This is a genomic window from Timaviella obliquedivisa GSE-PSE-MK23-08B (assembly GCA_019358855.1).
Lineage (GTDB): Bacteria > Cyanobacteriota > Cyanobacteriia > Elainellales > Elainellaceae > Timaviella > Timaviella obliquedivisa.
Window position 1 is genome coordinate 1 of the sequence record JAHHII010000020.1, and the last position, 12,987, is coordinate 12,987.

Annotated in this window: 13 protein-coding genes; 9 read left to right on the forward strand and 4 right to left on the reverse strand. The window is 48.9% G+C overall.

From position 1 onward, the window contains the following. Both KME11_21615 and KME11_21620 read left to right on the forward strand, forming a co-directional pair. A partial coding sequence (locus KME11_21615; GenBank protein MBW4517811.1) for an IS1 family transposase occupies positions 1-119 on the forward strand: 119 nt, incomplete at its 5' end. A 170-nt stretch (positions 120-289) separates the two neighbouring features. Beyond that, entirely contained in the window at positions 290-1,783 is a 1,494-nt protein-coding gene (locus KME11_21620) for a DEAD/DEAH box helicase family protein (GenBank protein MBW4517812.1), read from the forward strand. Here the strand turns inward: KME11_21620 and KME11_21625 are convergent. Next, a complete protein-coding gene (locus KME11_21625) occupies positions 1,775-2,332 on the reverse strand; it encodes a Uma2 family endonuclease (protein MBW4517813.1) in 558 nt (185 codons plus the stop codon). The two genes, KME11_21620 and KME11_21625, sit on opposite strands and share 9 nt — an antisense overlap. Before the next feature lie 134 nt (positions 2,333-2,466). Here KME11_21625 and KME11_21630 point away from each other — a divergent pair, with 134 nt between their 5' ends. After that, positions 2,467-3,996 (forward strand): bifunctional pantoate--beta-alanine ligase/(d)CMP kinase, encoded by a 1,530-nt coding sequence (locus tag KME11_21630; protein ID MBW4517814.1) that lies wholly within the window; start codon positions 2,467-2,469, stop codon positions 3,994-3,996. Between the two features lie 187 nt (positions 3,997-4,183). Beyond that, entirely contained in the window at positions 4,184-4,888 is a 705-nt protein-coding gene (locus KME11_21635; protein MBW4517815.1) for a G-D-S-L family lipolytic protein, read from the forward strand. Between the two features lie 14 nt (positions 4,889-4,902). Here KME11_21635 and KME11_21640 read toward each other — a convergent pair whose 3' ends face one another. Beyond that, positions 4,903-5,373: a pentapeptide repeat-containing protein gene (locus KME11_21640; GenBank protein MBW4517816.1), complete on the reverse strand. Its 471-nt coding sequence runs from the start codon at positions 5,371-5,373 to the stop codon at positions 4,903-4,905. Between the two features lie 122 nt (positions 5,374-5,495). Continuing rightward, positions 5,496-6,917, reverse strand: a complete 1,422-nt coding sequence (locus tag KME11_21645; protein ID MBW4517817.1) for an LCP family protein — start codon at positions 6,915-6,917, stop codon at positions 5,496-5,498. Positions 6,918-7,313: 396 nt separating this feature from the next. Between KME11_21645 and KME11_21650 the strand changes: the two genes are divergently transcribed. From KME11_21650 to KME11_21660, 3 genes are all read left to right on the forward strand, one after another. Continuing rightward, entirely contained in the window at positions 7,314-8,363 is a 1,050-nt protein-coding gene (locus KME11_21650; GenBank protein MBW4517818.1) for a mannose-1-phosphate guanylyltransferase, read from the forward strand. Between the two features lie 520 nt (positions 8,364-8,883). After that, positions 8,884-9,288, forward strand: a complete 405-nt coding sequence (locus KME11_21655; protein MBW4517819.1) for a hypothetical protein — start codon at positions 8,884-8,886, stop codon at positions 9,286-9,288. Positions 9,289-9,330: 42 nt separating this feature from the next. Next, positions 9,331-10,038, forward strand: coding sequence for a polysaccharide deacetylase family protein (locus KME11_21660; GenBank protein ID MBW4517820.1), 708 nt, complete (start codon positions 9,331-9,333; stop codon positions 10,036-10,038). Between the two features lie 7 nt (positions 10,039-10,045). Here the strand turns inward: KME11_21660 and KME11_21665 are convergent, their stop codons facing one another. After that, positions 10,046-10,711: a CPBP family intramembrane metalloprotease gene (locus KME11_21665; protein ID MBW4517821.1), complete on the reverse strand. Its 666-nt coding sequence runs from the start codon at positions 10,709-10,711 to the stop codon at positions 10,046-10,048. A 175-nt stretch (positions 10,712-10,886) separates the two neighbouring features. On the opposite strand from KME11_21665, the gene lgt reads away from it, so the two are divergent. Next, a complete protein-coding gene (gene lgt, locus KME11_21670; GenBank protein MBW4517822.1) occupies positions 10,887-11,753 on the forward strand; it encodes a prolipoprotein diacylglyceryl transferase in 867 nt (288 codons plus the stop codon). 385 nt (positions 11,754-12,138) lie between these two features. Continuing rightward, on the forward strand, positions 12,139-12,963 hold the full coding sequence (cobM, locus tag KME11_21675; GenBank protein MBW4517823.1) for a precorrin-4 C(11)-methyltransferase: 825 nt from the start codon (positions 12,139-12,141) through the stop codon (positions 12,961-12,963). Positions 12,964-12,987 lie beyond the last annotated feature (24 nt).

Consider the following 12,987-nt stretch of genomic DNA (forward strand, 5'->3'; position numbering starts at 1 on the left):
GTTATTTCAATTGGATTTGGCAGCACAGTCGATTCAAAACCACTGCTGCGCAACGGGCAGATTTAGCAACTCGCCCTTGGACCTGGCAGGACTTAGCAACTTTTCCCACAACAATTTAGCGCACTACAATTTAGCGCACTACCGACGAGTTAAGCCAGAGGACGATCGCGCTTTCAGAACGATCGCAACCCAATCAGGTCTTCACATGAGGCTAGCGCTCCTAAAGTCTGTGACAGATAATAATAGATTTAACAAAGTCAAAACTTGGCGTGAGAGTTAGCAAGCCACTATGGGTCGTACCCCAACCTTAAAATTCGATCGCGGCACCCTCATTCTGCATCCTCCGCCCAAAGGTAAAGCTTGGGTGGACTATGCTACTTGGGACGATCGCATTGAGCGTTTCCGAATTCCAGCTATTCAATATCGCGGCTTGGTAACTACGCTTCGCCGAGAAGAAATTGCCTATGACGATCAAGCCAAAAACTTTGGAACTGTCGAACTGACCTCTCATTTAGAACGACAGCCTTATCTTCACCAGCAAGAAGCCTTAGAAAACTGGATTGGGGCAGGGCATCGGGGCGTTGTGGTGCTACCGACTGCATCGGGAAAAACATACTTGGCGCAAATGGCAATGCAAGCCATGCCTTGCAGCACGTTAATTACAGTTCCAACTCTAGATTTGATGCACCAATGGTACGCCAATTTATTAGCAGCATTTCCCGGTGCCGAGATCGGTCTACTGGGTGGTGGCTCCCGCGATCGCACTCCCATTCTGGTTGCCACTTATGACAGTGCCGCTATCCATGCTGAATCTTTAGGCAATCGCTATAAGCTGCTGATTTGCGATGAGTGTCACCATTTGCCCAGCGACTTTAATCGAGTGATTGCCGAGTTTGCGATCGCCCCCTATCGGCTAGGATTAACCGCTACTCCTGACCGGACAGACGGCAGACACGTCGATTTAGATTTTCTGCTTGGCTCTGTGGTTTACCATCGCACCGCCAAAGATTTAGCTGGAGATGCCCTCGCCAGTCATGAAATTATTCAACTTAAAGTGGCTCTCTCAGAACACGAGCGCGAACGGTACGACGAATTAATGGAGATTCGAGATAATTTTTTGAAGCGATCGAACCTGTGGTTGGGTTCCATAGAGGGCTGGCAGCGATTTGTTCAAGCTAGTGCCCAATCTCAGGCAGGCAGACGGGCAATGCTAGCGCATCAAGAGGCACGGGCGATCGCCCTGGGAACTGAAGGTAAGCTTCGCATTCTTGCCGAACTCTTAGCCCAGCACCATCCTGAACAAACCTTAATTTTCACTAACGACAACGCCACGGTTTACCGCATTTCCCAAGCTTTCCTCATTCCTGCCATTACCCACCAAACTCCCGTCAAAGAACGCCACGAAATTCTGCAAAACTTTCGAGAGGGCAAGTACAAGACTTTGGCGGCTTCCCACGTTTTGAACGAAGGTGTAGACGTGCCCGAAGCGAGCGTAGCGATTTTGCTTTCAGGGACGGGTTCTGCCCGCGAGTATATTCAGCGCTTAGGGCGAGTGTTGCGAAAAGGTCAGGCGCACAAACGAGCAGTGCTGTATGAGGTGGTGGCAGAAGAAACGACAGAGGAAGGAGTTTCGAGACGAAGGAGAGAGCCTCAGCGATCGCGGCAGCCACAGCAGTTAGAGTTGATAAGGTCGCCCTACGAAGAGTTTGAGCGGAAGCTGCCTCAGGCGGCGGAATCATCTGGAGCTTGGAACCAAGAGTCAGAGGAGGACACATCAGGCTAAAAGCTCATCCACTGCTATCTCGAATCCCAGTAGCACCTTCTGCGTCCTTGCAACCTCACCAGACACAAAAATCAGCCGCGCCTCCAGGGTCGCCACAATCACCCAGCGGCTATCAGGAAACACTAGCCATACTTCGTCTCCACCAGACTGGAGATACTCCTGGGCTTTAGCAATGACATCTTCGGCAAGGTCAGTTGGAGAAACAATCTCAGCACTGAGCGGAAAGCTCTGGGGCAGCGCCTTGGCATCGCCATACTGCGCAACCAACTCAGGCGTTAGGTAAGCAACATCTGGCGATCGCCCTTGCCTAAGTGTACGACAAGGAACTTCTGTATAAACTTCCCCATCTAGCCTTTGATTATCCTTAAAACTTCCCCATAACCGGACAATTCTAGCCTGTACCTTACTATGCTTTAACGTCATATTCTTCTTCTCAACTAGTTCCTCATTGACCCATTCAGTCCCATTAGGAGCCTGTTGCATCCAGTCTTCTAATGACTGAATTGAGGATGACTGAATGGGCGAGGGATTAATTGGGGTAGCGACCATACATTCTTTCCTGTTTTGATTGAACAGTAGTGTCTAAAGTTTATCCCACCCACTAACTTTCCTTCGTGGGAGCGGATTTTGTGAGGAATTTGTACACTACAAACGGAACCTTGAACAACCGATGGGGAAACCGGGTGCGTTTATTTACCACTATTGCCGGACTGCGCTGTTATCTAGAAACAAACCGCTCTAGAGGCAAAGAGTCTACGGGTCTGGTTCCTACAATGGGAGCGCTCCACGCAGGGCATTTGAGCCTGATTCATCGCGCTAGGAACGAGAACGATCGCCTGATCGTCTCGATCTTTGTCAACCCCTTGCAATTTGCCCCTAATGAAGATTTTCAGCAGTATCCCCGTGATTTAGAAGCAGACGGTGCGTTATGCGAGGCTGCTGGGGTAGATGCTATTTTTGCGCCTGATTCAGCAGAAGTTTATCCCCTGGGCAAAGAGGCGATCGTTCAGGTTATTCCTCCAGCGGCAATGATGGCGGGATTGTGTGGTCGATCGCGTCCAACCCACTTTCAAGGAGTCGCTACCGTAGTTACCAAGTTCCTGAACATTATTCAGCCCGATCGGGCTTACTTTGGGTTGAAAGACGCACAGCAGTTTGCCATTTTGCGCAGAGTGATTGCCGATTTAAACTTTGCCGTAGAAATGATAGGCTGTCCGATTGTGCGAGAATCCAGTGGGTTAGCGCTAAGTTCTCGAAATCAATACCTGACTGTGGAACAGCGATCGCAAGCTGCTATCCTGTATCGGAGCCTACAAACGGCAGCACAAGCTGTCCGCAATGGCACAGTCCTCCAATCCCAGATCATTGGCATCGTAAAAACCGAGTTAGAGCAATTTCCAGACATGAAACCCGAATATATTGAATTGGTTAATCCCGAAACCTTAGCGCCCCTAGAGCAAGTTGAAGAATCGGGGTTACTAGCGATCGCTGCCCACCTGGGCAAAACTCGGTTAATTGATAATGTGTTGCTGCAAACTCGCCAACCCATTTTGGCGATCGATGGGCCGGCTGGAGCAGGTAAGTCTACGGTGGTACGGCGAGTGGCGCAAGCTTTGGGTTTGCTGTATTTAGACACGGGAGCAATGTATCGGGCGGTGACATGGTTGACGCTACAATCGGGCATTGCCATTGATGATGAAGCCGCGATCGCAGAACTAGTAAGCCGCTGCGAGATTGAAATTAGTGGTGATCCGGCGGCGGTGAGCGTACGGATCAATGGGCAGGATGTGACGCAGGCAATTCGTAGCTTGGAGGTAACCTCACAGGTTTCAGCGATCGCGGCTCAGCTATTTGTGCGGCAAGAGTTGGTGCGACGGCAGCAGGCTTACGGACGCAAAGGTGGCATTGTGATGGATGGGCGCGACATTGGCACCCACGTTTTTCCAGATGCCGAGCTAAAGATTTTCCTAACGGCTTCTGTCGCAGAGCGGGCACGAAGACGACAGCAGGATTTAATTTTACAGGGACAGGAAATCTCGCTGGCAGAGCTAGAGCGGGCGATCGCTCAGCGGGATCATCACGATAGTTCACGCGACTTTGCGCCCTTGCGGAAAGCGGTAGATGCGATCGAGATTCAAACAGATGATATGGACATTGAGGAAGTTACAGTAAGGATTATCAGCCTTTATCAGGAAAAGCGATTTAAGCAGTGAATTTAAAGGAAAGGCTGCGGTTTCTACCACTGCTTCGTCAAGTTTCTAGACCTAATGCGAAGAATTGAAAAGTTTACACTGGGGTGATAGAGTCCGTTAATCTATTGCTGTTGCGTGGGCAACCTCTGGGGCAATAGGGTTTTTGTGACATTATTTTCTGTATTACCGCTTAAGCCACTGCCTTAACATGCAAATTCTGACTAGCGCCAATCGCCCTTCTTCTCAATTTTTATCAACCTCAGTTCCGGCACGCACTCTTAGGTTAGTCGCGCTGGGAGACAGTTTGATTTATGGCTTTGGCGATCCTGATGGTGGCGGTTGGATTGAGCGATTACGGCGGCGGTGGATGTCGCCGCAGGGTGAGGATCACGCGCTGTACAACTTGGGCGTGAGGGGCGATCGGGTTCGGCAAGTGTCTCAACGGCTGCAAGCTGAGTTTAGTCACCGAGGTGAGCTACGCCATCGTGTCCCGGATGACATCATCTTGTCTGTGGGGCTGAATGACTCGGCTCGGTTAGGGCGATGGAACGGCAAAAACTTTACTGAGTTTGAGACTTTTCAGGAAGATGTTGTTGATTTACTCGACCAAGCCGCAGAGCTTTGTCCGGTCTATTTTGTCGGCATGACTCCAGTGGATGAGGCGCACATGCCTTTCTCCAATTGTCTGTATTACAACCACGCCGACCAATATCGCTATAAAGAGGTGATTCGCACGGTTTGTGTGGGGCGGCAAATCCCTTACTTAGATATTTTTGAGATGTGGCTCACTCGGAGCGAAGACTGGTGGCGATCGCGCTTACATGCCGATGGGCTCCATCCCAACAGCACAGGTTATCAGTCCTTACTCGAAGATTTTCTAGCCTGGGAACCCATTTGTCGATGGCTTGGATGAGGGAATGAATAAAGCTAACGACAGCCTAAGCTTTCACGGGTTTCTACGCCAGTGATAGGATTTACGCCCTCAGCGCGTTTGCAAAGCTCAACAATTTCATAGCGATCGAGCAGAGCATCGGTAAAGTCGGCTCCAGCGATCGCCACATCTTTAAAGCTCGTGCGGGACAGCGTTGCCTCCTGCAAAATTGCGTCTCGTAGATCTGCCCCCACCCAAAACACTCGGTCTACCAATGCGCCCGTGAGGTTGGCTCCGCGCAGGTTGCCGTTGAGCATTACTGCCTTGGTCATCAAAGCATTGGTGAGGTCAGAGTTCTGGAAATTGATGCCGCGCATTTCGGCAGAGACAAAGGCTTTGCCCTTGAGGTCTTGATTAGAAAAATCTTGGTCGGTGAGATTGGCGCTGTTGTAATTAACCGTGTCGATGATGGCGATCGCGGGTTTAATCATCAACATTAACCATAGGCAGGCTAGAGCGATCGTCATGAACAGCCTTACCCAAACTCTCCCTAAGCCGTTTCCTAAAGATCTACTCAGTGAATCGGCGAGAGATTCAGTTTGCCCTTGTGTTTGCCCTCTCATCGATCGATCCTCGCTTAGCCCTTAGTTTACGTACCAGGCTGTGGTTTCCAATCTGTCCCCACTCGAATGGTTAAATCAGATTCCAGATCACCTGTAGAAGCAGAAATTACTTTCCCCGTTCCTATCATTGATTCTAGCGCTGAGGCGCTCTGCAAATCGCCTCGCTGCACAATAATTTGGGTCTCGGCTTGCTGGTCAGTCCAATCTTCTACGATATAGACATTACTGAAGCCCATACTTTGCAAATAGGTCGCCATCTGGCTGCCTAATTCTGGGTCATTAGAGGCATTCTGGATAGCAATTCGCAAGTCGGTGCTGCTGTTTTGATGGCTGAGGACTGCCACAGAACTCAGGTCAAAATATTCATGCATGACCTGATCCATTGCATCGGTATCCATGATCCAATAACTTGCTTGAAACTCTTCGGGTCCACTAAACCGCCCCGGAAGCATCACCATCCGAAAGTTATCTTGCTTAAGGCTCAAGGTAAAGCTAGCCAACGCTAACAGTTCTTCTGAGGAAAGATTGGTATCAATGTAACGTTGAAAAATTTCAATGGCCTGAGGGAGACGAGTCAGCATAGTTGGATTCATTAGCTTTTCTCGTAAGGCTCGAATCATTTGCTGTTGTCGCTGGACTCTCCCAATGTCGCCATGTTGGTCATTCCGAAACCGGGCAAATTGTTCTGCTTTTGCGCCATCTAGGTTTTGCCGACCCGCTTTAAGGTCAATATTGAGCTTCTGAGTCTCGTCTACATATTTCATGTCAATGGGCACAAACACATCCACACCGCCCATTAAATCGACCATTTCTCGAAAGGCACCTGTGCTGATCCGCACATAGCGATCGATGGTGATGCCGTTCAGGTTTTGGCTGATGACCTGGGCAGCAGTTTTGGCACCCCCAATCACGTTTGCTTGATTAACCTTAAGCAAACCCTCTTGAGGCAATGTAACTTGCGTATCGCGTGGGACAGAAAGGACATTAATCGACTGGTCACCGGGGTCAAGATGAACCAGTAGCATCGTATCACTGCGCCCCGAAAATACATGGGGGCTTGTCCCTGGCGGTAGATCTAGGGGAAGATCAATACCCATGACGAGGATGTTGACAGGGCGAGTAATGGGGTAGTTGAGCCCTTTACTGAGGACATCGCCAATAGAAAAAGCTTGACCTTTGTCTTGAGGAACGATCGCCGGGGGCAAAGGCATCATTAGCGCCGCCGTCATGCCTACTGCAATTGAAACAGCAGCCGTCAGCCCCACTGCTACCCCCCGCCCCAGCCATTTTGCAGGATGAAACGGAGAGGGGGAGGAACCTACCTTTTTCGATGAAGCCTCTAGGGGTACCTTGACCGCCGAGTCCTGCTCCTCCACTGATTGATGTTGGGGTTGCTGTCGCTCTAACTTAGATTTCAACTGTCCCACTCCATTTAGCCCTCTTTGCATCGCTCAAACTAAATACACTGATGTTTATATCAGAAGCAACCAAAAGCAACTATTGTCTTTTGGGGTAACTCTCAAAAATCATACTGTTTGCTCACACCTTCAAACTGTTCACTCCGTACAAGCGCTACCCTAAACAGGTCAATTTAAGCACAAATGGTATTATGACGCAGCCCACCCTCACCCTGTTAGATAAAAGCGAAACCTGCTAGCTTGGCTCATGTTGGGTGCTAGATCAAAGGCAACCGTAGGCAAATATCTTTTGCCTGGGAACATTAGCCATATCTCTAGAGAACCAACTTCTCTAAAGCCTATTCCGGAAAGCCCAACACTAATTTTCCTATCCTGATTGGGTGCTCTAGTCCTGAAAACCTTAGCGATATCTCAAAACAAAGCCTCATGATTCCTGTAATTTTAGCTGGTGGTAAAGGCGAACGGTTTTGGCCCCTCAGCCGCAAACAGCGTCCTAAGCAATTTTTAAGTTTGGATGGCAGCGGCAGAAGTCTGCTTCAAGCGACCGCCGATCGCCTTTTAGACCTGGCTGGCGGCTGGCAAGGATTGTGGGTGATTACGGCGGCACACTTGGCAGAGGGCGTGCAGCAGCAATTGCCCGACTTGCCTCTAGAGAATTTGCTGGTCGAAGTTGAAGGGCGAGACACGGCACCCGCCGTGGCTTGGGCAACCTTAGAGATTGCTAAGCGTCACGGTCAAGATGCCATGATTGGCTTTTTCCCAGCAGATCATTGGATTGGCGATCAAGAAGTATTCTGTCATACACTGCGGGCGGCAGAAGAATTGGCAAAAAGTCTGGGGGCGATCGCCACTCTCGGCATTACTCCCGCCTATCCGTCCACGGGCTATGGCTACATTGAACAGGGCGAGAAGGCAGGATTTTTCGGCAACTATCCCGCCTACAAAGTTCAGCGATTTACCGAAAAACCCGACCTGCCCACTGCCGAATCTTTTCTGGCTACTGGGCGCTTTAGCTGGAATGGCGGCATGTTCATTTTTTCTGCCGGAGTCATGTTGGCGGAACTGCAAACCCATGCTCCTGAGATTTTAGAGCCGCTGCAACAGCAGGGCCCTTCGGTTTACCCTAGCTTGCCTAAAAAGAGCATTGACTACGCCCTAATGGAAAAAACTGAAAAGGCGTATGTCCTACCTGTAACCTTTGCCTGGGATGACCTCGGCGATTGGAACGCCCTCGATCGCCTACTCAAGGCAGAGCAGCCTAACGTTGAGCTAGCGAACCATGTCGGGCTAGATACCTCGGGAGCCTTGCTTTACGCTACAGGCGACGATGAATTAATCGTCACGATCGGCATGGACGATACCGTGATTGTGCGAGATGGGAAAGTGACTCTCGTTGTCAAAAAAGATCGCACTCAAGACATCAAGCAAATCCTCAAGCAACTCCAGAAAAATCCTCAGTTTAAAGACTTGCTATGAAGACAAGTCGTAGATTCTTCAAGAGCTTATAAAGTTTAGAGCGCTTGTACGTCTATTTTTTAGGTGCTTTCCGATACTCGTACTTGTACCTATAATATTCACTATTACAGCCTCAATTTTTATCTGCTGATATTTTTATCTGCTGAGGTATTGGGCTCTAGAAAATTGGGCTGTACTGACTCCTGGTTTCAAACATTACCTGGGTTGAAAATTCAGGTTAGTGAACCTGAATGAATTGTAGGAACGGTACTCCTCGTCTCACCCTATGACCTTGAGCAGAGTATGACCAGCGTTTGAACTGGAATTTTTGACTAGAACCCGTTCATTCGTTACTACTATCTTTACAAAATCGCTGTGTCCCCTCTAACACTTGAACTAGAAGCTAATGCTAAGAAAAATGGAAGCTTCAAAATCAAAGAATTATGTTAAATCAGTTCAGGTGCAAGGCTTCCAAGAGATATTTTCAAAAAGTGACGCTGAATTGGCAAGCTACATTAACAGGTAGCCGTATGAGCCTTGTATGAAATCGCCTCACAATTCTCAGAACTATGTTTTGGTCTTAGAGCAAAACTCTAAGGACTTACAGCCCTTGGAGTCATTGTTCCATCGGTTGAGTTGCTCAATGGTAGTCACAGATTCTCCTGCTCAAGCAGTTGCTAGGGCTAGTCAGGTTCCACCATACCTCATCATTTTGTCGGGCAGTCAAAGTGCTTGGTCTGAAGAATTGATTCATCAATTTCGTCACATTGCCGATGCTTGCGACGGCACCATTTTGGCGTTAACTGATTCCCATGCGCCTAGCTGGCAGCGGCAAGAAGATAACCCAGGCTTTGATGGCTTTTTGGTAAAGCCCTTGCATGGCGATGTGTTGGTGTCTTTGCTTCAGTCGGCACTGGCGCGAAAGAGCTATAGTTCAGAAAATTGATGAAGCCACAAAATCGATTTCGGAAACCCGATTCATTGCAACGTGCAGCTAGCTCCTGTTTATCCTCTGTTATATAAGGTTCTTAAACCTGTGTTCCCAGGTTGCCTATGGTCAGGGCGATCGGACATCAAAGCGATCGCCCTCACTATTGATGATGGGCCGCACCCTGCTCATACTCTGCGGCTTCTGAAAGTCCTTGAGCACTACCAGATACAAGCTAACTTTTTCTGGTTGGGGGTTTGTGTACAACGCTTTCCAGAAATTGCGAGAGCCGTTTGGCAGCAGGGTCACTGGATTGGACTCCATGGCTATGATCATCGCTCTTTTCCGCAGCTTTCATCAGTGGCGTTACAACAAAGTTTAGTTGAAACCCAACAGGCGATCGCCCAATCTTGCCAACTCGATTTTATTGAGGTTCAACAGCGTATCCGAGATGTGCGTCCGCCTAATGGATTGTTTCTGCCACAGACTCTTGTTGATCTAGAGCGGTGGAACTATCGCCCTGTGATGTGGAGTGTCGTTCCTGAAGACTGGGTGCGTCCAGGAATAGAGGTGGCGGCTAGACGAATCTTAAGTCAGGTGCAAAATGGCTCATTGATTGTGCTGCACGATGGCTGTTGTGGCGGCGATGATGTGGCGGCGATCGCGGCTCAGGTCATTCCGCTTCTTCTACAACAAGGGTATCAATTTGTGACGATCGATGAACTTTGGCAACAGCGCCTCTTACCTCTGCCAACAAGCACAAAATAATTTTTCTTCAACGGCTTCTATCGAGTTTCCACAGACAGGCGGAGACTAAATTTGTTGTGACATGAGCGGCAATGGGAACTAGTAAACTTCCGGTAGCCACCGCACTGTAGCCCAAAACTCCACCCATGATCGTTGCCCAAATGACGTAGGGAAGGTGTTGACTACCGCTAAAGTGCATCACACCAAAGCAAGCGCTGGAAATGAGAACGCCGAACCAGGTCAAGCCAATTGCAGGCAGCATCACCCCTCGAAACAGTAGCTCTTCGCTCATGCCAGGGAGTAAGCCTAGCCAAATCAAGTCTATCCAGTTGAGCGGTTTGAGCACCATTGCCAGGTAAAAGTCTGCACTTTGGCGATAGGCAGCCCAAACCCGATAGGCGATCGCGCTAGCTGCCGTAATTCCTAGCCCCAGAGCAATGCCTATAAGGAGCGATCGTCCTCCCGCCCACCTCATCGGCAGCATTTCAGTTGGGTCAAAAAGTAGCCATAGGCGAGAAACAATGAGCAACACAACGGCAGTCACTCCCATCGCAATCAAAATTTGAATGCGCGTGAGTGTCTCGGTGCTAGGAGTGGGAGGGGTTTGCTGGGACACTTTTATAATTACAAACAGAAAATTACAAACGAAAATTAAAAGAGAGTATGAATTACACGCTACCACTTTAGAAAACATCTTTGCGATCGAAAAAGCTTACAGATGTAGTTTTCCTGAGCGAGGCATTGCACCGGTTTACTGCTGAGACGACAGCGTTGCGGATACAATCAATATCTGTAGATTGTGAGGAGAACGGCTGTGTTCTACCCCACTTTATCCAAGGGCAGCCATGTTACTCGATATTGCAAGCCTGATGACTCAATCGGAGATGGCTCAACTCGCTTCTCCAGGGCCCATGATTGGTTCTTTGCCGATTCGCTGGTATGGGTTGCTGATCGCCTCTGCGGTTTTAATTGGGGTTAGTTTATCGACCTATTTGGCAAAACGGCGCGGCGTAAACCCAGATTTGATCAGTGACTTGGCAATTTGGTTGGTCGTTGCTGCTATTCCCTGTGCGCGGCTTTACTATGTTGCGTTTGAGTGGGAAAGTTATGCTTCTCGTCCGGCAGAGATCTTGGCAATTTGGCATGGAGGCATTGCCATTCATGGAGCGCTGATTGGTGGTGCGCTTGCCAGCTTAATTTTTGCCAAGCTGAACAAAATTTCGTTTTGGGTGCTAGCCGATTTAGTTGCACCGTCTGTAATTTTGGGTCAGGCGATCGGGCGATGGGGTAATTTTTTCAACTCTGAGGCATTTGGTCGTCCGACCGATTTGCCTTGGAAGTTGTACATTCCTCCAGCCCAACGACCCAATGATTATGCTCAGTTTGAGTACTTCCACCCTACGTTTCTTTACGAATCGCTGTGGAACTTGGGTGTATTTGCTATTTTGCTAACGCTGTTTTTTCGGGGGTTGAAGCCCCACAGTAAGCTCAAGAATGGCACCTTAATTCTTACCTACTTGTTAGCGTATAGCTTGGGACGGTTTTGGATTGAAGGACTGCGGATGGATAGTTTAATGCTAGGATCTTTGCGGATTGCTCAATTTGTTAGCTTGTTAGGCATTGTTTTGGGGAGTGGAGGATTGTTTTGGCTGTACAAAATGCGACGATCGCTCCCCGATGTGATTTCACCAGATGCATCTTTAGGAAACTCCTCTTCAGGCAGAACTAAAGTTTAACAGGCAAAAAAAATCCCAGAGGAAACCTCCAGGATTTGAATCAGGGTGCATCTACCAGTCACCTTTACGCAGTAGGTAGGAGATGTCCGGTGATTGTTTACAGAGTTCATACAGTCTTTACGCGAACGCAGAAGTTATAAGGATTCTTCTAAAAACTTTTGCTCTATCCAAAGAAAGACCCCAGAGGAAATCCTCTGGGGCTTGAATCAGGGTGCATCTACCAGCTACTTTTACTCACAGTAAACAGAATGTCCGGTATTCACATTGGTAGTTTACACATTCTTTAAAAGAGGGCATCTTTTTTTAAGGGCTTATCGAAGGTGGATAAGTTTTAGGGTAACCAAAAAAGTTGCCATTGCTCAAGTTTATTCTCTGACATTACCCCATGAGTACTATTCGTTTAGAGCCAAAAGTGTACATTGTGGGTGCAGGGCCCGGTGACCCCGATTTATTGACCGTAAAGGCTCAAACGCTTTTGCAAAATGCCGACGTAATTCTGTTTGCCGACTCCCTTGTGCCCCGCCAAATTTTGCAGTGGGTGCAGCCGGATGCAGAAGTCATTCGGACTGCCAATAAGACTTTAGAGGAAATTTTGCCTTTAATGATTGACCGAGTGCGATCGCGTCTTTCGGTCGTGCGGCTTCATTCAGGCGATCCTAGTCTCTATAGTGCTGCCTCCGAGCAAATGCAGGCACTCGCGGCTGCCGAAATTCCTTTTGAAGTGATTCCTGGCATTAGTGCCTTTCAACTTGCGGCTGCTCGTCTTAAGGTAGAGTTGACGGTTCCCGAGCTGGTGCAGACTATTATTCTGACACGCATCAGCGGACATACCCGTGTTCCTGAAACAGAAGACCTTAGTGCCCTCGCAGCCCATCAAGCGACCCTTTGCCTTTACCTTAGTGCCCGCCATGTCCAAGCCGCGCAAAATAAGCTGATGCAGCACTATCCCAGCGATTGCCCGGTGGCAGTTTGCTTTCGTTTAGGCTGGCAAGATGAAAAGCTTTGGGTGGTGCCGCTGAGCGAAATGACAGCAATTACAGAGCGAGAAAACTTGGTGAGGACAACCCTATATGTGATCAGTCCGGCGTTGGAACTGGCGGGAAATGTGGATGGCAGCGGGTTTAAAGGAAACAGATTTAAGAACGATGGGGGGCGATCGCGTCTTTATAATCCTGACCACGCACATATTTTTCGCCCCAAAGAACCTTAGAGCTTTGTCTTAAGGCTTGGCTCT

Excerpts from the sequence above, each read along its gene's own strand:
- KME11_21645 (MBW4517817.1), bottom strand. The coding sequence starts at position 6,917 with ATGCAAAGAGGGCTAAATGGAGTGGGACAGTTGAAATCTAAGTTAGAG.
- KME11_21665 (MBW4517821.1), bottom strand. The coding sequence starts at position 10,711 with ATGTTTTCTAAAGTGGTAGCGTGTAATTCATACTCTCTTTTAATTTTC.
- cobM (MBW4517823.1), top strand. The coding sequence starts at position 12,139 with ATGAGTACTATTCGTTTAGAGCCAAAAGTGTACATTGTGGGTGCAGGG.
- KME11_21625 (MBW4517813.1), bottom strand. The coding sequence starts at position 2,332 with ATGGTCGCTACCCCAATTAATCCCTCGCCCATTCAGTCATCCTCAATT.
- KME11_21655 (MBW4517819.1), top strand. The coding sequence starts at position 8,884 with ATGAAATCGCCTCACAATTCTCAGAACTATGTTTTGGTCTTAGAGCAA.
- lgt (MBW4517822.1), top strand. The coding sequence starts at position 10,887 with ATGACTCAATCGGAGATGGCTCAACTCGCTTCTCCAGGGCCCATGATT.
- KME11_21640 (MBW4517816.1), bottom strand. The coding sequence starts at position 5,373 with ATGACGATCGCTCTAGCCTGCCTATGGTTAATGTTGATGATTAAACCC.
- KME11_21650 (MBW4517818.1), top strand. The coding sequence starts at position 7,314 with ATGATTCCTGTAATTTTAGCTGGTGGTAAAGGCGAACGGTTTTGGCCC.
- KME11_21620 (MBW4517812.1), top strand. The coding sequence starts at position 290 with ATGGGTCGTACCCCAACCTTAAAATTCGATCGCGGCACCCTCATTCTG.
- KME11_21635 (MBW4517815.1), top strand. The coding sequence starts at position 4,184 with ATGCAAATTCTGACTAGCGCCAATCGCCCTTCTTCTCAATTTTTATCA.